Origin of the sequence: Clostridium ljungdahlii, assembly GCF_001636845.1 — a bacterium.
GTDB classification, from domain to species: domain Bacteria; phylum Bacillota; class Clostridia; order Clostridiales; family Clostridiaceae; genus Clostridium_B; species Clostridium_B ljungdahlii_A.
In genome coordinates, this window is the sequence record NZ_LITT01000046.1 from 204,811 (window position 1) to 230,471 (window position 25,661).

Consider the following 25,661-nt stretch of genomic DNA (forward strand, 5'->3'; position numbering starts at 1 on the left):
AGGATTTTTTTATGCCAATAAATATACCTAATGACCTTCCAGCTTCTAAAACATTAAAAGCTGAAAACATATTTGTAATGAATGAAAAACGTGCGTTAAAACAAGATATAAGGCCACTTAATATAGTCATATTGAATCTAATGCCGGTTAAAACCGTTACGGAAGTACAACTTTTAAGGTTACTTAGTAATTCCCCTATTCAAGTTGATATAACATTAATGTATCCTAAATCCCACAGATCAAAAAATACTTCAGAACAATATCTTCTCAAGTATTATGAAACTTTTGATGAAATAAAAGATAGAAAATTTGATGGTATGATAATAACAGGAGCACCTGTTGAAAAACTGAAATTTGAAGATGTTGACTATTGGAATGAATTGACTGAAATAATGAATTGGAGTAAAAAAAATGTATATTCAACTTTACACATATGTTGGGGTTCTCAGGCCGGACTTTACCACCATTTTGGTATTCCAAAATATACTTTAGATAAAAAAATGTTTGGTATCTTTTCACATATAATAAATGAAGAAAATACACAGTTACTTAGAGGATTTGACGATATATTTTACGCACCTCATTCAAGACATACCTGTGTAAAAAAAGAAGATATTGAAAAGGTACCTGAACTAGAAATACTTTCAGAATCAAAAGATGCCGGGGTCTATATAATCTCAACAAAAGGTGGCCGCCAAATTTTTGTAACAGGCCATCCTGAATATGATACCTTAACATTAAAATCAGAATATGATAGAGACGTAGCAGCTAATTTGCCCATAGATATTCCGAAAAATTATTTTCCTGGTAATGATACAACCAAACATCCTAAAGCAACTTGGAAAAGTCATGCCAACCTTTTATTTCTAAACTGGCTGAATTACTATGTATATCAAGAAACCCCTTATAATTTGGATAGTCTTCAATAATATAGGAAAATGGAAATGACCTTTTAATAAAATAGTATCATTTCCATTTCTCTTTTATAGATCTCTATAATTTCATAAATAGGTTCGAAATAATCAAAATTTATTTAATAAGTTTATTCATATTTTCAGCAACATTTCTAAGTTCATTAATGTTGGCTTCTATTTCTTCACTAGTGGCAGCATTTTGAGATATTGCTTCCGCTATCACTTCATATTTTGATATTGTATCTCTCGTCATATTTGATACTTCTTCATTAAATTGAGCTACATTTTTAGTTTTTGTAAATAATGTAGTAGAAGCGTTATTTATATCCATAATATTATTACTAAATAATTTCAAATTGGAAGTCATAACATTTATTCCTTTGACTGTCTCATTAATAATACTATTACCAGTCTGAGACTTTTCGTTACTATGCGTCATTTGTTTTTCAACTACATCAATTTTATTTTTTAGTTCATCCACTATTGTACTTGCTTGATTAAGTGATTGTTTTGTTCCTTCAGCTAATTTTCTTATTTCATCTGCTACTACTGCAAACCCCTTACCATTTTCACCTGCTCTTGCTGATTCAATTGATGCATTTAACGCAAGAAGATTAGTTTGTTCTGATATATTTCCTATAATATTTAATATCTCATATACTTGTCTTGATTTTTGTTTCAAATCTTTTGTAGACTTAAACGTATCCTCTATACTATTTTTTATATCCATAATAATTGAAAGAGTATCATTTAAAGATTTCTGATTTTTATCTGTAATATTGATAAAATAATTTATTTTATCTTCACTATCCTTGGTTTTTATAGTAACAACCTCATTAGCATTTAATAAAGTATTTAATATTTCTTTATTCTTATTTGATTTATCAAGCATTTCACCAGAACTTTTTGATACAGATTGACTTGTTCCTGAAACTTCTAAAAGTGAACTTGTTTGCTCTTCAATAGCTGCACTTAAGTTTTCACTTGATGATAAAACAGTACCAGAAATTTGAGCTATATTCCCAAATAAATCTAACAATTTTTGCTTTTCCTTTTTTAACTCAACTTCCTTATCACCAATTGACTTTAATAGATTAGACGCAAAATATACAACTATGAAAATTAATGCCAAAGTTATAAAAATAGTGATGATTTTCATAGCCGCTTCTGCAATAATCAATTGTTTATCTTGAAAGATTGAAGGATTATTTACAAATACTATGATTTGACATAAAAGGCTTAAAGCTATTGACTCTATAATCATTTTTATATCAAAAAACAAGGCTCCAAGAATAACGAAAAAGAAAACTATAAGCCACATGGAATTTAAGTGCATTGTAAAGTTCAAATATAAATACTGAAAATAAGTTATTATTAAAAGTACAATTTTTGTTATATTAAATGCTTTCATATTAAAGCCATTTTGAGTAATGATGCATTTATAACATTTATAAAATATAATACCATAAATTGAAACAAATATTCCAAGCATAATTAAAGAAATCACACTTATGTTGTCATTAAGCCCAAGCAATTTTATTGAAGAATAAAATAAGAATGATAGAACACAGCATACCATATAAATTATTAGCACAACTTTAAGTGATTTTTTATTAAAAGTTATTTGAAAGCTCTCTTCTTTAGTGTTCATTTTATGTCCCCCTAAATATATTAATTTTTTTATATTTTTAAGTGCAAACTGAAATTTCATTTCAAATTTGCTTTTTCTGATAAAAACTTGAAAACTTTTACAAATTAAAAATGTACCTATTAATACATAAATAGGTACCAGACTATAAGTATAAACAGATTTCTAAACATCAGGTTGAGTTTTAACTCCATTTGATGTTTATTAACAGGATTCTAAGTACTTCAGCACTTAGAAGGCGTTATCCTCTAGGAGAAATCGTTATCCAGACGCGTAGCAATGCTTACTCCCCACTTTGATAGAAAAGCAGATATCCCAAATCTTTGATTTGGTGATAGTCGCTTTCACTGTGTGAGATGGGGTATTAACAATGGTAGCGATCGGATAAATATTGATTATTAAAACTATAATTTGGTAACCTGGCAGTCATAGAAAATAATTTCCTTTAGACCCATAGCTTTGCGACTTTATCTTTCGATAAATGTGCTATTATCAATGTAGTAATATAAAATATATTACACTAAAATTTTACAAGATTCAATGGTAATCGCATATTATTGTAATTTATGTATAAAATATTTGCATATTTTGCATAAACATTTAATTCAATCATATTGCCCTGTAACATAATTAGATTTTTATTGACATTGAAAAACATAACATATATAATACATATTAGTTAATAAGAATTTTACAAAAAATTAAAATTAAATAAATCCTTATCAAGAGAAACTTAGGGACTGGCCCTATGAAGTTTCAGCAACCTCATGTTTCGCCATGCGTAAACATGTAAAGGTGCTAATTCCAGCAGATCATAATAATTCTGAAAGATGAGGGAGAGATGTTTTTTTAATAAACTCTCGTAATAACTTATGCTATTTATCCTCTTCTTTTTGGGAAGAGGATTTTTTATTTTTCAGTAAAAAATTCATGAATTTAAAATACATTACTTAAAGAGAGGAAGTGAATAATGTATTTTTGCATATTAAAATACATTAGTACAAATTATGGACAAACTTACATCAAAAGAAATTATAAAACTTGGACTAAAAACTGGAGCTTCTCTAGCAGGCATTGCAAATGTTGAAGACCTAAAAAAAGCCCCTGCCTTTACTGTAGTACCTAAAATGCCTAAATACAATGGTGTTGGAACTTATATGCGTGGCGAAAAAGATAAATTTCTAACAGAAGTTCTATGGCCCCATGGAATAAGAAGTGTACTTATTTTAGCTTATCATCATCCTGTAGACAATCCTGCTGTAGATTATTGGATTGAAGATCACAATACTATAGGCAATAAAAAATTAATTAGTATTACCAAAAATGTTAAAAGCATATTGGAAAAGGAAGGTATAGAAACCTATTCTTTTAATTATCATGTGGAAAAGGGTGGAATATTTTTAAAAGATTCAGCAGTAGTGGCTGGATTAGGATGTATAGGAAAAAATAACTTATTGGTGACACCTGAGTATGGTCCACACATAAGATTACGAGCACTTGGTTTAAATTTAGATTTACAATCAACCGGACCTTCTGGATACGATCCATGTAAAAGCTGCAAAATTAAGTGCTGGGAAAAATGCAAAAAAGTGCATTTGCTAAAAAAATATATTTTTCTTCAGAATTAGGTAGAAGTGAACTTCCTGGAAGGGTTGGGAATTTTGATAGGACCTTGTGTAATATACAAATGGAAGAAGATGTAGCTAGTATTAAACCTATGAATATACCTGAAGTTTCCACAGAAGAACCCGTTAATATTATAAAATACTGTAGAACATGTGAATATGCGTGTCCCATAGGTAAATAACTATATGTTTTATTGTTAGACAAAAGGAGGAAGTTTAAAATGGACACAAATTCAAAAACAAATGAACAAGGTCAACTTAAAAGGACTCTAAAAGCCAGGCATATGAACATGATTGCCATAGGAGGATCAATTGGAACTGGTTTATTTTTTGCCAGCGGCAGTGCTGTTAGCACAGCTGGACCTGGCGGTGCTGTTTTAGCTTATGTAATTATGGGAATTTTAGTTTATTTTTTAATGACATCTCTTGGTGAGATGGCAACACTGCTGCCTATATCAGGATCTTTTGAAACTTATGCTACAAGATTCATTGACCCTGCACTAGGTTTTACCCTTGGATGGAATTACTGGTTTTGCTGGGCAATATGCGTTGCAGCTGAATTGGTTGCAGGTTCAATGATTGTTAAATTCTGGCTTCCAAATACCAATACTACTTTATGGAGTATGTTATTTTTAGTAATAATATTTATCTTAAATATTCTTTCAGCCAGAATTTACGGTGAAAGTGAATATTGGTTTGCAAGTATTAAAGTTGTGACAATTATAGTATTCCTTATAGTCGGTGTTCTCATGATATTTGGCATTTTAGGTGGAAAATCACCTGGATTAAGTAATTGGGTACTATCAGATGCTTCTGGAAAGAAAGGGCCTTTTGTTGGCGGAATATCTGCTATTATTAATGTATTTTTGGTTGCAGGATTTTCTTTCTCTGGAACAGAAATAGTTGGCCTTGCCGCAGGTGAATCGGAAAATCCTGAAGAAAATGTTCCTAAAGCTATAAAAAATGTTTTCTGGCGTATTTTACTATTTTATATGGGGGCAATTATAGTAATTGGGTTTTTAGTCCCTTTCACTGATCCAAACTTATTAAAAAGTGGTGCAGATAATATTTCATACAGTCCTTTTACCATGGTATTTAAAAGATCTGGCCTGGCAATTGCAGCAAGTATTATGAATGCAGTAATTTTGACATCAGTTCTCTCCTGTGGTAATTCAGGCCTTTATGTAGCTTCACGTATGCTTTATTCCCTATCCAAAGAAGGAAAAGCACCTAAATTTTTATCAAAAGTAAACAAACATGGTGTTCCTACTACTGCTTTATACGCTACAACTGTTATTGCTTGTTTTGCTTTTTTCGCCTCTCTGATTGGAGATGGAAAAATATATTACATACTCTATAATGCTTCTGGTATCACAGCCTTCTTTGCATGGTTAGGTATAGCTATCTGCCACTATAGATTTAGAAAAGCATACACTGCACAAGGCAAAAATTTGAAAGATTTAAAATATAGGGCTAAGTTATATCCATTTGCCCCCATTATATCTATCATACTTTGTATAATTGTTATATTTGGTTCTAACATATGGGTATTTCAAGCTAAAACATTTAGCTGGTTTGATTTTGTAACAAATTATCTGTGTATTCCTATATTTATATCTTTGTATCTTGGATACAAGATTATCAAGAAGACAAAAATAGTACCTCTTAAAGAATGTAACTTTGAGTATAATGAAGATAATAATAAAAGAAAAACTTTATCCTAATATTAAGGTTATAAAAAAAGCAGACAATAGATACATATACCCATTGTCTGCTTTTTTTATATTTTAAATGGAATTTTTATTTATTCATATAAATTTTTGCTAAAATACCTGTCTCCTCTATCTGGAAATACTGTAACTATATTACCTTTATCTATAGTTTTAGCTAACTTTAACGCAGCTGCAATTGCTGCTCCAGAAGATGAACCTACTATCAGTCCCTCACGTTTAGCCAGTTCCTTAACTAGTGAAAAGGCCTCCTCATCATTTACCTTTATGACTTTATCCACTAATTTCAAATCCATAGTATCCGGCAGGAAATCATTTCCTATACCTTCAATGGCATAACCGTGTTCTTCAGTGCCGCCACCAAGAGTAGATCCTTCTGGATCAGCTAATACAGCTTTTACATTACTATCTTTTTCTTTCAAATATCTTGCTATGCCTGTAAAAGTTCCCCCACTTCCAGCTCCAGCTACAAAGTAATCTATCTTACCGTTTAACTGCTCATATATTTCAGGACCTGTTGTAAGGTAATGGGTCTGTGGGTTATCTTCATTTTCAAATTGACCAAGTGATATGGAATTGGGAATTTTGCTTAGAAGTTCTTTTGATTTTTCTATAGCACCTCGCATACCATCTTTTTCAGGAGTATGCACTATTTCTGCACCAAGTGCTCTCATAAGCACTTGTTTCTCTATGGAAAATTTCTCTGGAACCGCAAATACTACTCTATATCCCCTATTGAGTGCTCCAAGTGCGATTCCAAGTCCAGTATTTCCTGCTGTAGCTTCTACTATAGTATATCCTTTCTTTAACTTTCCCCTTTTCTCTGCCTGCTTTATCATATAATCCCCAATTCTGTCTTTTACACTTCCTCCTGGATTAAAATTTTCAAGTTTAGCATATATATTAACACCATCTTTTAAATCAAATTCATTTATCTTTAATATAGGAGTCTTTCCTATCATTTCCTTTATATCATCAAAGACTTCCATTTAAAAATCCTCCAATCAAATTATTTATCAAACTTTATTTTGAAAGCTCTATTGACTTTTTTAAGTCCTTTACCAAATCTTCTTTATTTTCTATTCCAACAGAAAGTCTTGCCAAATTATCTACAATTCCAACTTTTTGTCTTATTTCATAAGGTATTGCTGCATGAGTCATAGTAGCAGGATGGCACATTAAAGATTCCACTCCCCCAAGACTTTCTCCAAATGTTATAAGTTTTAAATTCTTGAAAAACTTCTTTATATCTATATCCTTTTTCAGTACAAAAGAAATTATAGCTCCATAACCTCTAGCCTGTTTTTTTTGAATTTCATGACCTTTATGGCTCTCAAGTCCTGGATAATAAACTTTTTCTACAAAAGGACTTTCATTTAAAAATTGAGCTACATAACCTGCATTTTCAAGGTGTCTATCCATTCTAACTGACAATGTTTTTATTCCTCTTATCAAGAGCCAGCTGTCAAAAGGTCCTAATACTCCACCTGTTGAATTTTGTATAAAATACAATCTTTCAGCTAACTTTTCATCATTTACAACAACAAGTCCCGCAACTAAGTCGCTGTGTCCCCCCAAATACTTGGTTGCACTGTGAAGTACTATATCTGCTCCAAGTTCTATTGGTTTTTGAAGATAAGGCGTCATAAAAGTGTTGTCTACAATAGTCAAAAGATTATTTTTCTTTGCAATTTCAGATATCTTCTTTATATCTGTTATATCCATAAGTGGATTAGTTGGGGATTCAATATATATTGCCTTTACTTCTTTTGTAATACTCTTTTCAACTTTTTCCAGGTCACTTGTATCAATCAATTCATAGTTTAAATCAAAATTTTTAAATACTTTATCAAGTACCCTGTAAGTTCCACCATATACGTTGTCTGATATTATTATTTTATCTCCACTTTTGAAAAGTGTAAGCACAGCGGTTATAGCTGCCATTCCGGAGGCAAATGCAAATCCACTTTTAGCTCCTTCAAGTTCTGCTATAAGTTTTTCAAGTGCCTCTCTAGTTGGATTTCCCGTTCTTGAATATTCATATCCTTTGTTTTCTCCAAGTCCACTTTGCTTATAGGTTGACGTCTGATATATTGGAACACTCACTGCTCCTGTAGTTTTATCCCCATCAACCCCACCGTGTATTAATAATGATTCTATATTCATCTTTTTATTCTCCTTTCTTAGGCATTTTCAAAGAAATAACTAGTCAGTATGCTAGCCTATTTTTTATCATACTACGTTGGCAGAACCCTTAGATAGGATTCACTATCTGCGGAACCTACCCCCTTGTCTGATAAAAAATATCCGTCGCATCTTTAACTTGTTATTTTCTTTCAAATGCCTTAATTCCCTTAGCCATAAATATTCCCGGTTCAGTACACTCACCTTTGCTAGAATATCCTGTACATTTAAGTCCTGTACTTTCAACTTGTATATCTTTAAATCCTGCATTTTCTGTCCAGTCGCTTATCATTTTATGAGAAAATCCAAGCCACTCATCGTGCATTTCAATTTTTGCCCATTCTCCATCATGTTCCTCTACGTCACATATGACAAAAGTTCCATCCTTTTTAAGCACTCTATAAATTTCATTAATTGCCTTTTCTGCATCTACTACATGATGGAGAGCCATATTTACAAATACAGCATCAATAGATTCATCAAAAAGTGGTAAATCCGACATAGAACCTTTTATTGGATATATATTCTTAATTGATTTATCTAAAGCTTCACTATGAAGCTGTTTTAACATGTTTCTAGAATTGTCCAGAGAAAATACAAGTTTTGCATCCTGTGCCAGTGCCAGTGATATAAATCCTGTTCCACAGCCCAGATCTGCACAAATTTTATCCTTTATATTAAATTGTGAAAGTGCTATATATTTTAATTTATCCTCAAAATAATCTTCTCTTATTACATCCCATTTATCTGCAATTGAATCAAAATATCCTACAGAATTCATGATTATTGCCTCCTTATAAATAATTTCAATATAAAAAATTTTCAAATATTATATTTTTGAGTTCCGGATTCTCAAAAACAAAAAACCTTCTGCCTCAATTCAGAGGCAGAAGGTTTACTTCCGCGGTTCCACTCTGTTTATCCTATAAAAATACATATATAGGACAACTTAATTTTTGGTACAATCATACCTCAATGCTTTAACGGGCACATACGCTGAAGTCTACTAAACTTCAATTCAGAGCTCCAAGATGCACTTCAATTATCATCAACTAAGATCTCCTTTCATCCAAGGGAAATCCTCTCTGTAATAGTCAAATTATAACCTACTCTTCTTATCATCGCAATTCATAGTTATTTACTAAGATTTAATTTAAATCTATAATACTACGTAATTTAAATATAATCAAGTACTATTTTTAATTTTTATTTAACTTTTTTACTTTATATCTATGTATTTATGGAGCTGTTACACTGAGTAATTTACATACAATATGTTGGTTCGTAAATCAAGAACTAATACAACATATTGTAGTATTCATGCTTAGTGTGACAGCCCCACTTTAAACTTATTATATATCAATTTTATCCAACAGTTTTTCAATATACTCAAGTATAACCCTCTGTTTTATATCTTGAAACATCTCATCAGTATCCCATATCCTATCTTTAATACAAAGACTGTCTTTTATACATATACTTTCTCTTAATCTAGTTGCATCCAGTTCCAATTGACTTTTTAACTCTTTCAAGTTTTCTATAGCCAATGTCATCACCTCATTTGTTCCTCTTTATATACTATTCATAACTCTAGAATTGGGAACTCTATATAAATCTTAAACTTATATCCATTGCTTTTACAGAATGTGTAAGAGAACCTATGGATATTATATCAACACCAGTAGACGCAATATCCACTATAGTATCTTCGGTGACATTTCCTGAAGCTTCTAAAATAAACTTTTTATCTACAAATTTCACAGCCTTTTTCATAGTATCTACATCCATATTATCCAACATAATCACATCAACTTCAGTATTAACCGCTTCTTTCAGCTGATCCAGATTTTCTACTTCTACTTCTACTTTAGCTGTAAATGGAATTTTATTTTTTATTCTTTTAACAGCTTCCGTTATAGAACCTACTGCCCTTATATGATTATCCTTAATCATTACAAAATCAGACAAGTTCAGCCTATGATTGTATCCTCCTCCTGCTGTAACAGAATACTTATCCAAAATTCTAAATCCAGGAAGAGTTTTTCTTGTATCTACTATTTTCACATCATAATCTTTTACTAAATCAACCATCTTATTAGTTTTAGTCGCAATTCCACACATTCTTTGAAGTATATTAAGGGCAACCCTTTCTCCTTTTAATATGGATTTAGAATTTCCTTCTAATTCTACAATAACATTACCTTTCTCCACTTTGGAACTATCTTCTACCTTGATCTTGAATCTTATACTGCTGTCCACAATTTCAAATACTCTTTTAGCCACATCAATTCCAGCAATAACACCTGAATCCTTTGCAATAAATTTTCCTTTTGAAACTTCACTTCCCAAAAGCAAATTATCTGTAGTAATATCACCATAATTTATATCTTCTATAAGAGCATTTTTTATTAATTTATCAACTATTAAGTAATTCAAATTCAATCACCTCAAAACTACATTATCTTTAGAATAATCTTTAATATAATTACTTCCTATGGAAGTCTTACTTTCCAAAGTAGCTATAATTATACTTCTAGCAACTTCATACATATTATAAACTTCTACCTGTTCTATACTTTTAAAATTTATATACTGAATTTTAAAGAGGACTTCATCTACAACCTCTAATGCACTTTTAATGTTATCAATTTTTCTAACTATTCCCAAGTTATTTTCCATTAATATCTTCAGATTTTGTTTAAGTTTTGAAAAGTCCATGTTATTTTCTTTACATTGAGGAATAAATACACTGTCTTCAAAATTATCTTCATCTATAACTTTTACTTTATTTAAGATATCCTCTGCAGCTCTTTTCCCAAATACCAGAGCTTCCATTAAAGAATTACTGGCAAGTCTATTTGCCCCATGAACTCCAGTACAAGCACATTCTCCAACTGCATAAAGGTTTTCCATACTAGATCTTCCAAACAAATCCACCTTAATACCACCCATAAAATAATGCTCAGCTGGAGTTACAGGTATGTAATCCTTATATATTTCTATACCATTGTCTTCACATTCACTATAAATCTTATTGAATCTATTTTTCAAAAAACTTTTTTCGTACATAGTTGCATCCAAATAAACATAATTAGAATCAGTTTTTTTCATTTGATCACTAATTGCCCTAGCTACAATATCCCTAGGAGCAAGTTCCATCCTTGCATCATATTCTTTCATAAACCTGTTCCCACATTTATTTTTTAGCACGGCACCTTCCCCTCTTACAGCTTCAGATATTAGGAACATTTTTTCCTCATTATTTTTAGAGTATAAAGCTGTAGGATGAAACTGAATGTATTCCATATCTTCTAAGGTTACCTTTGCCCTTATTGCCATGGCAATTCCATCTCCTGTAAGTACCTCTACATTCGTAGTTTTAGAAAATAACTGTCCAATTCCACCAGAGGCTATTACACAGCACTTTGACTTTAAATAAACAAATTTATTTTTGTAAAATGTCATTATACCACAACATTTGTTTTTGTTATCAACAATATCCAGGGCAAAGATATTAGATATTATTTCTATATTGGAAGCATTTTTAGCCTGGTTTACAAGAACCTCCATTATAGCTTTTCCTGTAGAATCTCCGTTTACATGAAGTATCCTTGGAATAGAATGATTTCCCTCAAAAGACCTATAAAAATTACCTTGGGAATTTTTATCAAATTCAACTCCAAGACGAACCAAATCATTTATAGCTTTCTCAGATTCATTTACAAGTACATTTACAGCTTCCAAATCATTAATATAGCATCCTGCATTTATAGTATCCTTTGCATGAAGCTGCCTGTCATCATTTTGTATACTTGCTGCAATTCCTCCTTGAGCCAGGTATGAATCACAATCATATACATCCTTTTTGCTTAAAACCGCTACTCTTAAACTTTTAGAAAGCATTAACGCTGTATAAAGCCCTGCTATTCCTGCTCCAATTATAACTACATCAAAACTCTTGCTCTCACAGGAATTCATGTTATAGTTTGCTAAATATCTTCTTTCCACTTTACATCACCAGCCTATATAGAATTTATTCAATACGTAACATTTTCTCAAGGGAACCCAATGCCTTTATTCTCATTGATTCAGGAATAAATATTTCATGTTCCATATTTAAAAGAGAATTGTGGACATCTTTTAGTGTAGTCATTTTCATATTTTGACATACAAGTCTTGGACTTAATAAATAGAATTTTTTCTCAGGATTATCATTTTTCATTTTATGAAGTACCCCTATTTCAGTACCTATGATGAATTCCTTATTGGGCGATTTCTTTGCATAGTCAATTATCTGTGACGTACTTCCAACAAATTCAGCACTATCCCTTATTTCTTTTGAAACTTCAGGATGTACTAACATTTCAGCTCCAGGATGCTCTCCTTTTATTTTTTTAACATCTTCTATAGTTATTCTGGCATGAGTTATGCAGTGGCCACCTGACCAAGGTATGATTTTTTTATCTGTAACTTTTTCGGCTACATAACTGGCAAGATTTTCATCTGGTACAAATAATATCTCATCCTTATCCATGCTTTCTATAACTTTAACTGCATTAGAAGAAGTACAACATATATCACTTATAGCCTTAACCTCAGTAGAAGAGTTTATATAACACACCACAGCTGCCTCTGGATGCTTTTCTTTTTCCTCCATAAGTTGTTCTTCGTCTATACACTCTGCTAAAGGACATCCTGCATATTTTGAAGGAAGTAAAACTCTTTTATTTGGTGATAGTATTTTTGCACTTTCTGCCATAAATTTAACCCCACAAAATACTATAATTTCATTATCCATTTTAGCAGCAGCTCTACTTAGTGCAAAAGAATCCCCTACAATATCTGCTATATCTTGAACTTCTGGCAACTGATAATTATGCGCTAATATGCAAGCATTTTTTTCTTTTTTCAACCTATTTATTTCATTTATTAAAAATGTTTTGTCCATATTACACCTCTAAAATAATATTTTTGTTTTATAATATATTGATATTTTTATACCATACCAATATTTTTATACCACAAGTTAATGTATATACACCAGTATATACTATTTTTTATATTTTAACAACATACAATAGAAGTACTACTAAATTCCACCTTTACAATTACATTAAAAAAAAGCATGGATCATAATCCATACTTTTAGTAAATTACTATAATTTACAATTTATTTACAATTTGATTTAAATTTTCTGACATAGATGTAATTTCTTCTATACTAGCTGTGATTTCCTGTGTAGCCGCTGCCTGCTCTTGACTTGAATTCAGTGAATTCTGACTCATCTTGCTAGAAGATTCAACCTTTTCCCTAATATTATCTGTTAACTTTGCAATTTTAGGAACTGTGCTTCTTGACTGTTCTGATAATTTTCTAATTTCTTGTGCAACTACCCCAAAACCCTTTCCAGCATCTCCTGCCCTAGCTGCTTCAATTGAAGCATTTAATCCAAGCATCTTAGTCTCGTCTGAAATACCTTTTATTAAAGAAGATACTTCATTTATCTCTTCTGACAAAGATATTATTTGTTTTATTTCATTATCTAGATTCTGCTCATTTGTATGTATTTCAGATGCTGAGGCAGCTAATTCCTCAATAGTAGAGGATACTCCTGTAATATTCTCCGTAAGATCATTGGACATATTCTTCAAATTCACTGTAGCCCCTCTCGGTATAATCATTCCAAAAGTACCCACAACATCACCTGTATCCTCATCGCATAATGGATAAGTTGCCATTCTAACAGGTACTCCCAAATTTCCTAAAGTATCTATGTCCTCTGATGCAAATTTTTTAGTTTGAATTGCCTTACTTACTACAGTTGCAGGATTATCTAAAAACGAAACTCCCGGCTTAATAGCAGGTACATCAAATTTTTCAGATCGCTGTACACTAGTCACTTTTTCTAAGTCAGATAAAATAAAGAAAGCTCCTTCTGGAAACATTTCAACTAATCTTGGTGCAAAATCTTTAAACGCCTTTTCTACAGGATGTGATTTTGAAAATACAGAACAAAATGCCCCGATAACTTGCCCTTTTTCATCAGCTATAGGTTCTTCAAAAATTTTAAGTGCTCCATATTTAGACTTTGAAATATCCTCTGTAACATTTTTCTTTTCCTCTAATACTTTTAATCTTAAATTATGTTCACTTAAATCAAATCCAACATCCATTGATTTCATATCAAATATCTTTGATTCCTTTTTCCAAACGACTTTATTTTTCTCAGTAACAAAATATACTACCCCACCTGGTATCATTTCTGCTTGTAATTCACACATACGTTTTAAATAATCTAATTCATTTATAGAAATCATAAAAATCTACTCTCCTTACATTATCTTTAAAAATTATATTAACTGTTATTTTTATTATAGTTAACCAGCAGAACTTAATCAATAAATTTACTATACTTATTTCCTCATTTTCCTACTTTTTACTAAACTTATACATAATATTCAATTTTCTAACTTATTTCTTATATAACATAAAACATTATATAGACGTCTTTTAGTACTATAAAATAGGTTATTATCTACATTTTTAACTTCTTCTTCACCGAAATATCTATTTTCTATATAGGCTGTATATCTTATTTCAATTTGTATAGCTTCCACATTTTTCATAGAACTGTAATGAGATACGATGTATCCTCCTCTAAGTCCCTTTTCATCAACTTTTACATTAAATCCATGAAAAGTAAATGCGTCATATACCACCCTTAAAAATTCTTTAGAACAAGTTTTTCCTTCACGGGTTCCAAGTATTATATCTGCTTTTGACTGCTCAAAAAAACTGTGTAAATCTATCAAGTAGACTTTATTCTTTAATTTCAAAACTTTTTCTAGTTCCCTTTTCAAAGAAAAGTGATAGGGATTATAGATATTCTTTATTCGTTCCTCTATTACCTCCATCTCCAATGGCTTGTCATAAATTTTTCTGTCAAAGGTAGTGTTGTAATAAACTAATGATTTTGTATATTTCCCCTGTATGAATTTATTTTCAATATTTCTATTTACGTCTATAACATATCTGCTGTAATTAGCCGACACTACAGTTATATTTAACTCGTGTAAAAAATCATAAAGGTCATTTAAAAACCAGTCATTGTTTGGAAGCACCACCCCTTTTCTCATGCTTTGTTTCATTTCCAAAGTTATTTTACTAGATCCATGAGGAATACTTGCAATTATATTACATGGATTTTCACTATTTATTATATTAACCGGATTCATCAACATCCCTCCAAATTATACTAGAATGATAAATTTGTATCATAATACAATACATGTTACTATTGTATTATAAATGATATTATATATGAAAGGTGATATGTTGATTATTAAAAAAATATTTTCATTATCCCTCGTTGCATCATCTATAATGCTACTCTCTACTTTCACATCAACTGCAGCAGCTGATTCCTCCTATTCTCCTAGAAAATCACAGGTAATTCAGTGGGAAAAGCATACAGATATAAGTACACTTAAGTGCTGGACTATAAAATTTAAATCACCAGCAGATGAAAATTCTCTTCTACTCCCGGGAATAATTACTGTAACAGACTCAAAGGGCTGCTTAATTCCAACAAACTTTTTTTGACAATAAAAACAGCTATGTATAAGCCATTTTAATAAATTCCACATACTTCAAAGGAAAATGGAAAAATGCCATTTTTGAACAATTGTTAACATCAATATATGTTTTATGTTGACAATTCATTAAATAATTATTATAATTTTATTGTCAACATAAATAGTATATTGGTTAACAATTATTGAGGAGGGAAAATATGAACTTAAAACTTAGAGAAATAACTACAACAGCTATATTTACGGCTTTAACAGCTATTTTAGCTCAAATTTCTATACCACTACCATTTAGTCCTGTACCTATAACCTTTCAAATACTAGCAGTTTACATATCTGCAGTAATCTTAGGAAGCAAACTTGGTGCATTATCTCAATTGGTATATGTACTTTTAGGAGCAGTCGGCGTACCTGTATTTGCAAACTTCCATGGTGGTTTAAGCGTAGTATTAGGACCGACAGGAGGATATCTCATAACTTATCCCATTATAGCTTACATCATAGGAAAAATTTCAGAAAAAGAACTGTCTTTTGTTAAATCAATTATAGGTTTAATTATTTCATTAATATTTTGTTATGCAATTGGAGTACTTCAGCTTTCATTTATAACAAAAATTTCAATAGAAAAGTCCATATTTGTAGGTGCTCTTCCATTTATTCCTTTAGATACCATAAAAGTTATAATTGCTTATATATTAGGTAGTAGAGTTCGGGAAGCCCTCATAAAAACAAATCTTATAAAATGTTAACATTAAGAGCTCATCATCTATTGTGTATCCAGGGATATAGGGGTTACGGTTATAGTAAAAATTTCACTAAAAATATGAACAATATCGTTTGTTCTTTAAAAATGGACACTTCCATACAGGTAAAAATTATAACAAAAACAGATATCATTTGTTCTTGCTGTCCCAATAATGTAACTGGTAAGTCTTGTTGTTACCAATGTAAAGTCAGATATTTGGACAAGAAGGTGCTAGACTTGCTTCAACTAGAAAAAGATAAAGTATATTATTATAAAGATCTTTTAAATATTATCCACAATAAAATAACTTATGAAAGCTTCAAAAATATATGCGGTATATGCCAATGGTTCCATTATGGATATTGTAAAAAAGGACTAATAGCTAACAATATATAGAGTTTCTAATAAAAATGCACTATTTCATATAAGTGCATTTTTATTTTTTGAAAAATTTGTGAAAAATTGTGATATACTATTTACATATACTTTAGTATTAAATAAGCAGGAGGTAATCGTATAATGTTACATATAATTGCAGCTTTAAATGAAGATTATGTGCTTGGCAGGGACAATAAACTAATCTGGCATATACCAGAGGATCTAAAAAGATTTAAAGACATCACCTACGGTAAATCCATTATAATGGGAAGAAAAACTTTCGAATCCCTCCCATGTATACTTCCTAAAAGAAAACATATTGTCATTACAAGAGATACAAACTATAATATTTTGGATGAAAGAGTAGAAATACTCCATCATATTGAAGACGTTTTAAAATATAAAAATTCCCCTATAGAAAGCTTTGTTTCAGGTGGAGGAGAAATTTATAAGCAATTACTCCCCTACTGCAATAAATTATACCTTACAAAAATTCACTCTCATGAAAAAGGCGATACTTATTTCCCTAAATTTGATAAAAATAATTACCATGTAATCGAATTCAAAAAACACTGTTATGGCAATATAAAATACAGTTTTATAACTTATGAAAAAAATTAGTAGGAGAATAATAATGAATTTTTTTAAAAAATTTTTAATAAGTACCTTTATATTACTTTTTACAATTTCCATTCACTCTTTTAAAGTTTACGCTTCAGATGGAGTGGACTTATCCATGTTCAATATAAACACCTCTATAAAAGAAGATGGTTCTATAGAGGTAGAAGAAATTATAACCTATAATTTTAGAGATAACTATAATGGAGCCTATCGGGATATATCTACTATAAAAACCAAAGGTATAGACAACCTTAAAGTATCCCTTATATCACATAATGGTAGTGAAGTTCCATTTAAAAAAAGTTCTAATGTTAGAAACGGAGACAATGGTGTATTTGAAATATTATCAAAAGGTACAAATTTATATGGAATTAAAATTTACTGTCCTTCAAAAAATGAGGAAAAAACTTTTAAAATAACTTATACTATGAAAAATGTATCAGTAAAATATAATGATATTGGTGAATTTTACTACACCTACTGGTCAGACTATAATGAAGCTAAAATAGACAATTTAAAAATACACATTAACCTTCCGCAAAATATTGGTAAACAATATATAAAAGCCTATTATCATGGTATTTCAAATGGAGAATGCAATATAAAAAATGGAAATGTAGATTACTCCTTTCCTCATGTGAAATCAAAGGAGCTTGTTCAGGTAAGGTTGCTTTTTCCAAGCAAGTTAATACCTTTATGTAAAAATGTAAATAATAGAAATATGCTAAATACAATTTTAAGTCAAGAAGCAAATTATGAAAAACAAAAGCAAAAAAAAATAGCTCATACTATATTTGTAAGAAATATATTAAACATTATAGGTGTAGTATTGTGTTTTCTTTCCCTTTTCTTGATATTTAAGACATCAAAAAAGCTCAACAAAATTGAAGATACATCTTATAGTGTATATTCTCCCGTTGAAATTCCTGAGGATTGTACACCTGCAGTTACAGCTTATTTAGTTGCGAGAACTATAAACGGCAGAACTATCTACGCTACAATACTTGACTTATGGAGAAAAGGTTACTTAACTATTGAGAAAAACATATTGGATAGTGCTAAGAAAAAACTAAACTTCTTAATTATAAAAAATAAAGAACCCGATTGGCTGCTATTAAAACACGAAAAATACTTTATGCATTGGATATTTGACATAATGGGCAGCGGCCAAAATGTAAGCACCCTGGAAATTAAAAAACATTGTAAAAGATCCTCATCTCATAGTAATTTTGCAAACTGGCTAAACCTTATAAAAGAAGAAGCCAAATCACGAAATTATTATGATGTTGAAGCTTCCAAAGCAGGAATGTTTATAATTATTCTTGCTGTAGTTGAATTGATCTTTTCAACTATTTCACTTATGACTGAAGCTCATACAGGTATTTTTAGTTTAATCATATCAATCTTCATGATTGTCTATGGATCAATGTGCTGCTGTAAAAAGAGTGCTTATGGACAATCTCAATATAAAAAATGGATGAAATTTAAATCTCATGTACAAAATATGGACTTAGAATATAATATGGAAAATGCCACCATTGAAACCTATATTCCCTATGCAGAAGCCTTAAATATAAAACAAAATAGTATGTCTAAGCTTAAAAATTCTTTTAAAACTCCTCCAGAGGATGATATGGGGTGGCTGTACTACTATTTAATTTTTGACAGTTCTACCTTTGACAAAGACGATACCTTTAGAAACAATATATACAGCTCTTTTAACACAGGATCTTCAGGTAATTCAATTGTTTCATCAGATAATTCCTCTGGAAGCAGCAGTGATGGGGCTGCTGGGGGCGGCGGTGCTGGAGGATTTTAAACAAAATTATTTAATTTTAATCTATTTTTAAGATTGCCTTTTTATAATAGCTCTATAATAATTTAATTTTGTAGTGAAACACCGAAACTATAAATTGAAAAGGAGCTATAAAGATGACAAAAAAAATAAGGAAAATACAAATTACAAGGCACATTGTACAATTAATTTTATTTTTTTTACTACCTGGCCTTTATATAATGGCCTTTAGTGAACTAAAAAATATTTTTCAGATGATTATTAAAGGAAACTTTAATTTCATTCAAGTATTTCCACAGTTACTGGAGTTTTCAATATGTATACTATTTACTATTTTTGCAGGCAGATTTTTCTGTGGATGGTTTTGTGCCTTTGGTACTTTTAATGATTGGGTTCATATTATATCGAAAAGAATATTTAAAATTAATTTTAAAATAAGTGAAAAACTAGACTCTAAACTAAAATATGTAAAATACGTAGTGCTGTTATTACTTCTAATTGCTGGATACAATAGTGGAAGTAATTTTTTACAAGGTACAAGTCCCTGGGATGCTTTTGCTCAAATAACGGATTTTTCTAAGGTTATATCAACTTTAACTATAGGTTTTGTACTTTTAGTTCTAATAACTTTAGGAGATATTTTTATTGAAAGATTTTTTTGCAGATACTTGTGTCCCTTAGGTGCTGTATTCTCCCTGTTCTCTAAAATAAGTATATTCAAAATCAAAAAACCTAATGATAAATGTGGTAAATGCAGGGTATGTACAAATAATTGTTCTATGGGATTAAAACTTTATAGTACAAGTAGTGTAAGAGGCGGCGAATGTATAAATTGTTTAAAATGCATAGAGGTATGTCCTAGGAAAAATACAAGTGTAAATATAATTGGAGAAAATGTAGATTCAAAACTTGCATGTTCAGTTGCTCTAACTCTATTTGTTGGGATTTACGGTCTTGTAAACCTGGGAAATACTATGTTAAGTAGACAAAATACCTCTTCTATAAATAATGCAGCTACTACTCAAACTATGGTTCAGAAAAATAATTTCAATGGGAATACAAGTACTTCTCCTTCTAATACAGTACAAGGTAAATATAAGGACGGAACTTATACTGGAACTGGAACAGGCTTCAGAGGAGGTACAACAAAAGTTTCTGTTACTATAAAAAATGGTAAAATTACTGATACTCAAACAATATCTACAGAAGATACACCTAGATTTTATCAGAATGTAGAAAGTACATTGCCCAATGAAATAATTTCAACACAATCAACTTCTATTGATGCAGTGTCTGGAGCTACCTACAGCAGCAAAGGGTTTACAGATGCAGTACAAAATGCGCTAAACCAAGCTGTAGAAAAGTAAAAGAGTAAGACCTGTAAGATTATTTTCCACAGGTCTTGCTCTTTTATTTTTTCTTATTTCCATTAGAATTCTGCTGGTGCGAATTATCTTTATTGGAATTATCATTTTGCTTGCTGCTCATATTTTCATCAGTTTTTTTATTTGAGTTTTGATTTTCTTTAACTTTACTGCTATCCGAGTCTTGTGACTGTTTTACATTATATTCACCTTTGTCTTTTTCTTTATACGAGCTAGAATTACTTTCACTTGAAGAATTACCTCCACTTGATGGATTATTTTCATTCTTAAATTTATTTTCGCTGCTGGTGCTATTATTTAATGTTTTATCCTCTTTTTTATCACTTAAATGTTTTTCACTGCTTGGAGTACTCTCTTCAGCAGCAGCTTTATCACTGCTATTTAAGTTCTTGTTATTAGAATTATCCTTTGGTTTATTATTTAAAATAATATTACCATTAGTTTCAATTTTTACACTTAGATTAGAAGATTCCATATTTGATTTGAAATCAGAAACATCTATATTTTTACCACTAATGTCAATTGATATAGTTTTCGCATAATTCTTATCAATAAATTTATCTTTCTTAGCTTGATCAATTATTATTTTTAAAGCATTATTTATATTATCATTATTTATTTTCACTTCACTCAATATTTTATTTCCATCACCATTTAACCCTTTAAAAGAAATGATTTTATTTAAAAAATTCACCTTTAGCTCAATGCTAGGATTTATATTTACTAAAACAGTAGCTGCAGGAGTATAGTAGGCTTTTACGCCACCACCTACTAATAATACAAACATTATACAAGCTGCCGCTATTATCTTTCTTGTATTAAAAAAACTTAATCTGTGAAGAATTTCATCTCCCTCAAATTTTTCGCCAATATGGAGCCTTTTGCCACTACAATTTACTTTTATAAATTCACCATAAGGAGTAAGTAAATTAGCATATTTTCCTTCTACACTTACTACTATGCCTTCTTTTTTACCCATCATTCTCACCCACTTTTACATTTAAATAGGACCTTATATACATAAAATTTTCGCTGCTAAATAATATAAATAAAGCAATAATATACCTTCTCCACTTGTCAATAAATTTTTTGTTACATCCAGCATATATACAAATTTGCTTAACGGGCAGCTGCTTTTTATTCAATATAAAATTACTAATTTCACTATTGTTGCATACTTTTAGCACAAGTTTTAAAATACTGTCTCTTGTATCCTTATGCTTTGGACTATTATTTACAAGACTAATAAAATCGATTTTATATTCCATAAGTTTTTTATTTAATTCAATAATTTCATCTGCTCTATTTTTATTTTCCACTTCCAATTGAAAACTTGTTATAGAATTGGCATTATTTAATTTTTCCATACTGCAGTCACTATCGTCAAAAGTAAGTAAAGGTGAATTTTTATTTTTTCTAAAATAATCAATTAATGCATTCCTAATTATAATTTTTGCATATGCGTAAAAATTTCCCTTGGTTTCTGTATAATTATCGCAAGCTTTGTTAAACGCAATCAAAGCAATGCTCAGTTCATCATCATTTTCCCATTGAAGATATCTTTTTGAAATAGTATAAGTACATTTATATATAAAATTTTTATTTTCACTAATGAATTCATCTCTGTTTTCATGGAGTAAATGAGCAATATCTGCCATTACATCACCTCATCTATAAAATTATACGAAGCAAATAAGAATTTTAAGGGAGTCCCCTAAATTATATTTAATCATCGTATATTCCACTGAATAATTAAACGAGATTGATGTAAAAGTACAAGTAGATTTATGGCATCTCAGGATATATCTACTTTAAGCAGTGCATATATTCTCTTGCTCTATCTCCTTTTACTAAAAAGGGCTGTCCTTTAGAACAAAATACCGAAGTAGATGTATATTCAATATCCGCATTTTTATCATAGCCCATCTTTTCAATAACTTCTTCTTCATTATGGCAAATATCATATCCATCCAATACAAAATTAATTTTACCTCTTCCTTTTGTAAAAGAGGTAAATTCCACAGCATAATTCATAAATGTAGATACTGGCCCTCTGCCTGTTATAATAACTTCACCATTTAAATTATCGGGATTTTCAAAAGAGCCTTTTAACTTTTGTATATCAGATAAAACTCTTCCCATATAATCTGAACTTACCTTAATCTTAAATCTATAATAGGGTTCTAAAAGTATGTTTTTCACACCTTCAAGTCCCTGTCTAAGTGCTCTAAAAGTTGCCTCTCTAAAATCTCCCCCACAGGTATGTTTAACATGTGATCTTCCTGTAATAAGTGTAATTTTTATATCTGCTATTGGAAAGCCTGTTAAAATACCGTGATGATCCCTTTCATAAATGTGTTTTCCTACCAATTTCTGATAATTTATATCTAAGTCATCTGTGCTGCACTCATTGTAAAATGAAATACCACTATTTCTCTCTCCTGGCTCCAATTTAAAGTGTACTTCTGCATAATGTCTTAAAGGTTCAAAGTGTCCACAGCCATAAGAAGTTTCTATTATAGTTTCTTTATATAAAATTTCACAAGGTCCAAAATCTACAGGTAAATCAAATCTTTCCTTTACTAATTCTTTAAGCACTTCCAGCTGAATTGTTCCCATAATATTTACCTGTATTTCCCCTAGTTTTTCATTCCAACTTACTTTAAGCGCAGGATCTTCTTCTTCTAAAACTTTAAAACAAGCTAGTACATCTTTTTCATTTAAACTTTTGTCAAATATTACTCTTGATTTTAACGCTGGAAGCATCTCATAATTAACTTTTCTATAGCAATTTCCAAGTCCACACCCTACAATTGAATTTGATAGGCCTGATACTGCAGCAAGTTCTCCTGCTGATGCTTCATTTACTGTTTTGAATTTGTCACCATTACAGATTCTAATTTGCGTTACTTTCTCAAAACAATCCTGAGATGTATTTACTGCAATTTCATCTCTAACTTTTAAAGTACCTCCTAGTATTTTCATATAAGTAATTTTATTTTTTTGCCTGTCATGGCATATTTTATATACAATTCCTTGAAACTTTTCTCTATTATTGTATTTTGTAAAAGTTAGCCTATCTAATTTTTCTAGAAATGCATCTATTCCCTTATCTTGAAGGGCAGAACCACTCATACAAGGAAATAACTTACTTTTATATATCATGTCTCTTATAGAATCCAGCCACATCTGATTTGTAAAATCTTCTTCTATATATTTTTCAAGAAGTTTATCACTCCGTTCTGCTGCAAACTCCATAATTTCTTTATTGATTTTATCTAACTGAACAGATTCAGGAATAAAACATATATCTTCTGTTAAGTTTACTCTAATATCTTTAAGTATACCTTCTACATTTGCTCCAGCCCTATCTACTTTATTTATAAAGAAAAATGTAGGTATACCATGCTTTTTCAAAAGCTGCCACACTATTTCAGTCTGTGCCTGAACCCCTTCAACTCCACTTATGATAACAACGGCATAATCCATTATTTCAATGGTTCTTTCCATTTCGGATGAAAAATCGGCATGTCCAGGTGTATCTACCAAATAATAAGTAGAAGATTTATACTTAAATACAGCTTGATCGGAAAATATGGTAATTCCTCTATTCTTTTCTATGTCATTATTATCTAAAAATGAATCCTTATGGTCTACTCTTCCTAAATTTTTAATACTCTTTGTATGATACAAAATCTGCTCAGCTAAAGTAGTTTTTCCTGCATCTACATGAGCAAATAATCCAATTGTCTTATTCATATACTACACCTCTTAAAAAATGTACAATGTGTGTACATTTTGTTCTAATATATTGTAGCATAAAAAATTTTTTCTATGCTACAATGTTATAATATAATAATAAATAAAATACAAAAGCAGGTGAGTTGAATGAATGAAGAAATTTTATATAAACCAGAAGAGATTGCACAAAAACTTAAGTTAACAAAAGGTACTATATATGAGATGATTAAACGTGGAGAGCTTCAAGCTCACCATATAGGAAGATATATTCGTATATCTGACACTCAGTTTGAAGCCTACCTTCTAAAATCTAATGGCTATGAAAATATATATGAGGCAACCTTAAGCCATAAAAACGGTGAAACCTTTGCAAATATTGGATTCGTCAGCATCTGTGTTAACTCTAAACTTGAAGGAAATGTTAAAATTTCTATCCGCCCGGAAAATATTATATTAGCTAAGGGGACATTTGAGAGCAGTGCAAGGAACCTCCTTAAAGGCAATGTAATTGACATTATCAATGATGACGACAGTGCAATGGTGGTTGTCAATATTGGTATCCCAATAAAAGCACTTATAACTACGAAATCTTTAATTGAAATGGGGATTGAAAAGGGAACTGAGCTATATGTAGTTTTCAAAACAATGTCTGTAACAGTTTATAAATAAATTCTTTGATAAAAAACATCCTCTGATATAGGAACAGTTTCAATTTGCCAACCTGGGGGACATTTTTGAAACAGTATACTCAGAGCCTCCACCTTAGTCTTACTATTATTCAAATCTAACATATTATTCACCTTCACTTTCCTGTGACATTGTATTTTTACAATTTAAATCTGGCTCCCGATGAGATAATACTATATCATTCTTAAAGTAAGGCTTAATATCAAGAACAGGTGTCTCATTAATAACATCAAGACCAGTAACATAAAGAATGTTTCCTTCAACCCTTTCCAATTTAACCAAACTCAATGCGATTGGATTAGGTCTAGCGGGTTTACAGAAAGTGGACGATCAAACCATATGAATCGTAACTTTTCTTTCTGCATCATCGGATTTAGTCACTGGCTCACCGGTGAAATCCTTAATTTGTGAAGAATTATTAAATGCTGCATTAATTGCTGCCATTCCAAGTGATGCTTCAAGCAAACGCTGATATTTTGCAACTTGAATTTCAGCCATCACTGTCAGAGCAATCTCATCTGTTCTTTTTCCACCAAGATCAAGACCTATAGGTGAATGAATCTTTTTTATAAGTTCGTCCGTAATATTAATCGTTTTACGGATTTAATTTTATTGTCA

Annotated in this window: 24 protein-coding genes, 2 pseudogenes, 2 riboswitches and 1 other annotated feature; of the genes and pseudogenes, 10 read left to right on the forward strand and 16 right to left on the reverse strand. The window is 30.5% G+C overall.

Annotated features, from left to right (window positions below):
- The first annotated feature begins 11 nt into the window (after positions 1-11).
- Positions 12-929: a homoserine O-acetyltransferase MetA gene (metA, locus tag WY13_RS15005; protein ID WP_063556421.1), complete on the forward strand. Its 918-nt coding sequence runs from the start codon at positions 12-14 to the stop codon at positions 927-929.
- A 100-nt stretch (positions 930-1,029) separates the two neighbouring features.
- Here metA and WY13_RS15010 read toward each other — a convergent pair whose 3' ends face one another.
- Positions 1,030-2,565 (reverse strand): methyl-accepting chemotaxis protein, encoded by a 1,536-nt coding sequence (locus WY13_RS15010; RefSeq protein ID WP_063556422.1) that lies wholly within the window; start codon positions 2,563-2,565, stop codon positions 1,030-1,032.
- A gap of 407 nt (positions 2,566-2,972) precedes the next feature.
- Positions 2,973-3,060: riboswitch (cyclic di-GMP riboswitch) on the reverse strand.
- Between the two features lie 218 nt (positions 3,061-3,278).
- Positions 3,279-3,399: riboswitch (SAM riboswitch) on the forward strand.
- A gap of 170 nt (positions 3,400-3,569) precedes the next feature.
- Between WY13_RS15010 and WY13_RS15015 the strand changes: the two genes are divergently transcribed.
- Entirely contained in the window at positions 3,570-4,190 is a 621-nt protein-coding gene (locus tag WY13_RS15015) for a hypothetical protein (RefSeq protein WP_242866522.1), read from the forward strand.
- Between the two features lie 218 nt (positions 4,191-4,408).
- A complete protein-coding gene (locus WY13_RS15020) occupies positions 4,409-5,911 on the forward strand; it encodes an amino acid permease (RefSeq protein ID WP_063556423.1) in 1,503 nt (500 codons plus the stop codon).
- A gap of 80 nt (positions 5,912-5,991) precedes the next feature.
- Here the strand turns inward: WY13_RS15020 and cysK are convergent, their stop codons facing one another.
- From cysK to WY13_RS15065, 9 genes are all read right to left on the reverse strand, one after another.
- Entirely contained in the window at positions 5,992-6,906 is a 915-nt protein-coding gene (gene cysK, locus WY13_RS15025) for a cysteine synthase A (protein ID WP_063556424.1), read from the reverse strand.
- A 34-nt stretch (positions 6,907-6,940) separates the two neighbouring features.
- A complete protein-coding gene (locus WY13_RS15030) occupies positions 6,941-8,083 on the reverse strand; it encodes a bifunctional cystathionine gamma-lyase/homocysteine desulfhydrase (protein WP_063556425.1) in 1,143 nt (380 codons plus the stop codon).
- A 160-nt stretch (positions 8,084-8,243) separates the two neighbouring features.
- Positions 8,244-8,882 (reverse strand): class I SAM-dependent methyltransferase, encoded by a 639-nt coding sequence (locus WY13_RS15035; protein WP_063556426.1) that lies wholly within the window; start codon positions 8,880-8,882, stop codon positions 8,244-8,246.
- Between the two features lie 98 nt (positions 8,883-8,980).
- Positions 8,981-9,232: a binding site (T-box leader), on the reverse strand.
- 221 nt (positions 9,233-9,453) lie between these two features.
- The gene (locus tag WY13_RS15040; RefSeq protein ID WP_156499058.1) at positions 9,454-9,657 is read right to left on the reverse strand and encodes a hypothetical protein; all 204 of its coding nucleotides are present in this window, start codon (positions 9,655-9,657) and stop codon (positions 9,454-9,456) included.
- 49 nt (positions 9,658-9,706) lie between these two features.
- The gene (gene nadC / locus WY13_RS15045; RefSeq protein WP_063556428.1) at positions 9,707-10,537 is read right to left on the reverse strand and encodes a carboxylating nicotinate-nucleotide diphosphorylase; all 831 of its coding nucleotides are present in this window, start codon (positions 10,535-10,537) and stop codon (positions 9,707-9,709) included.
- Positions 10,538-10,543: 6 nt separating this feature from the next.
- Positions 10,544-12,109 carry an L-aspartate oxidase gene (gene nadB, locus WY13_RS15050; protein WP_242866523.1) on the reverse strand — a complete coding sequence of 522 codons (1,566 nt, stop codon included), beginning with the start codon at positions 12,107-12,109 and terminating at the stop codon, positions 10,544-10,546.
- Positions 12,110-12,134: 25 nt separating this feature from the next.
- Positions 12,135-13,049 carry a quinolinate synthase NadA gene (gene nadA / locus WY13_RS15055; RefSeq protein ID WP_063556429.1) on the reverse strand — a complete coding sequence of 305 codons (915 nt, stop codon included), beginning with the start codon at positions 13,047-13,049 and terminating at the stop codon, positions 12,135-12,137.
- Between the two features lie 215 nt (positions 13,050-13,264).
- Positions 13,265-14,419, reverse strand: a complete 1,155-nt coding sequence (locus WY13_RS15060) for a methyl-accepting chemotaxis protein (RefSeq protein WP_063556430.1) — start codon at positions 14,417-14,419, stop codon at positions 13,265-13,267.
- Between the two features lie 141 nt (positions 14,420-14,560).
- Complete coding sequence (locus WY13_RS15065; protein WP_063556431.1) at positions 14,561-15,337, reverse strand: N-formylglutamate amidohydrolase; 777 nt, start codon at positions 15,335-15,337, stop codon at positions 14,561-14,563.
- A gap of 97 nt (positions 15,338-15,434) precedes the next feature.
- On the opposite strand from WY13_RS15065, the gene WY13_RS15070 reads away from it, so the two are divergent.
- The 6 genes from WY13_RS15070 to WY13_RS15095 all read left to right on the forward strand — a co-directional run bounded on the left by WY13_RS15070 (position 15,435) and on the right by WY13_RS15095 (position 20,597).
- A complete protein-coding gene (locus WY13_RS15070; protein WP_156499059.1) occupies positions 15,435-15,704 on the forward strand; it encodes a hypothetical protein in 270 nt (89 codons plus the stop codon).
- Between the two features lie 190 nt (positions 15,705-15,894).
- Positions 15,895-16,440, forward strand: a complete 546-nt coding sequence (locus WY13_RS15075; protein ID WP_063556433.1) for a biotin transporter BioY — start codon at positions 15,895-15,897, stop codon at positions 16,438-16,440.
- Positions 16,434-16,832, forward strand: coding sequence for a DUF1284 domain-containing protein (locus WY13_RS15080; RefSeq protein ID WP_082848531.1), 399 nt, complete (start codon positions 16,434-16,436; stop codon positions 16,830-16,832). Before WY13_RS15075 ends, WY13_RS15080 begins: the two co-directional genes overlap by 7 nt.
- A 123-nt stretch (positions 16,833-16,955) precedes the next feature.
- Entirely contained in the window at positions 16,956-17,435 is a 480-nt protein-coding gene (locus WY13_RS15085; RefSeq protein ID WP_063556434.1) for a dihydrofolate reductase, read from the forward strand.
- A gap of 13 nt (positions 17,436-17,448) precedes the next feature.
- Complete coding sequence (locus tag WY13_RS15090) at positions 17,449-19,254, forward strand: DUF2207 domain-containing protein (RefSeq protein WP_063556435.1); 1,806 nt, start codon at positions 17,449-17,451, stop codon at positions 19,252-19,254.
- A 113-nt stretch (positions 19,255-19,367) separates the two neighbouring features.
- Positions 19,368-20,597, forward strand: a complete 1,230-nt coding sequence (locus tag WY13_RS15095; RefSeq protein ID WP_063556436.1) for a 4Fe-4S binding protein — start codon at positions 19,368-19,370, stop codon at positions 20,595-20,597.
- 43 nt (positions 20,598-20,640) lie between these two features.
- Here WY13_RS15095 and WY13_RS15100 read toward each other — a convergent pair whose 3' ends face one another.
- The 3 genes from WY13_RS15100 to WY13_RS15110 all read right to left on the reverse strand — a co-directional run bounded on the left by WY13_RS15100 (position 20,641) and on the right by WY13_RS15110 (position 24,374).
- Positions 20,641-21,597, reverse strand: a complete 957-nt coding sequence (locus tag WY13_RS15100) for an anti-sigma factor domain-containing protein (RefSeq protein ID WP_063556437.1) — start codon at positions 21,595-21,597, stop codon at positions 20,641-20,643.
- Positions 21,587-22,273: an RNA polymerase sigma-I factor gene (gene sigI / locus WY13_RS15105; protein WP_063556438.1), complete on the reverse strand. Its 687-nt coding sequence runs from the start codon at positions 22,271-22,273 to the stop codon at positions 21,587-21,589. The genes WY13_RS15100 and sigI overlap by 11 nt, the downstream gene beginning before the upstream one ends.
- A gap of 148 nt (positions 22,274-22,421) precedes the next feature.
- Positions 22,422-24,374, reverse strand: coding sequence for a GTP-binding protein (locus WY13_RS15110; RefSeq protein WP_063556439.1), 1,953 nt, complete (start codon positions 24,372-24,374; stop codon positions 22,422-22,424).
- A 129-nt stretch (positions 24,375-24,503) separates the two neighbouring features.
- Between WY13_RS15110 and WY13_RS15115 the strand changes: the two genes are divergently transcribed.
- Entirely contained in the window at positions 24,504-25,025 is a 522-nt protein-coding gene (locus WY13_RS15115) for an excisionase family DNA-binding protein (RefSeq protein WP_063556440.1), read from the forward strand.
- Between the two features lie 123 nt (positions 25,026-25,148).
- Here the strand turns inward: WY13_RS15115 and WY13_RS20695 are convergent.
- From WY13_RS20695 to WY13_RS22130, 3 genes and pseudogenes are all read right to left on the reverse strand, one after another.
- Positions 25,149-25,346: pseudogene (locus WY13_RS20695) on the reverse strand (TrmO family methyltransferase domain-containing protein); the annotation flags it as partial.
- Between the two features lie 27 nt (positions 25,347-25,373).
- Positions 25,374-25,508 (reverse strand): hypothetical protein, encoded by a 135-nt coding sequence (locus tag WY13_RS22125; protein ID WP_278321794.1) that lies wholly within the window; start codon positions 25,506-25,508, stop codon positions 25,374-25,376.
- A gap of 33 nt (positions 25,509-25,541) precedes the next feature.
- Positions 25,542-25,646: pseudogene (locus tag WY13_RS22130) on the reverse strand (XdhC family protein); the annotation flags it as partial.
- Positions 25,647-25,661: the final 15 nt, after the last annotated feature.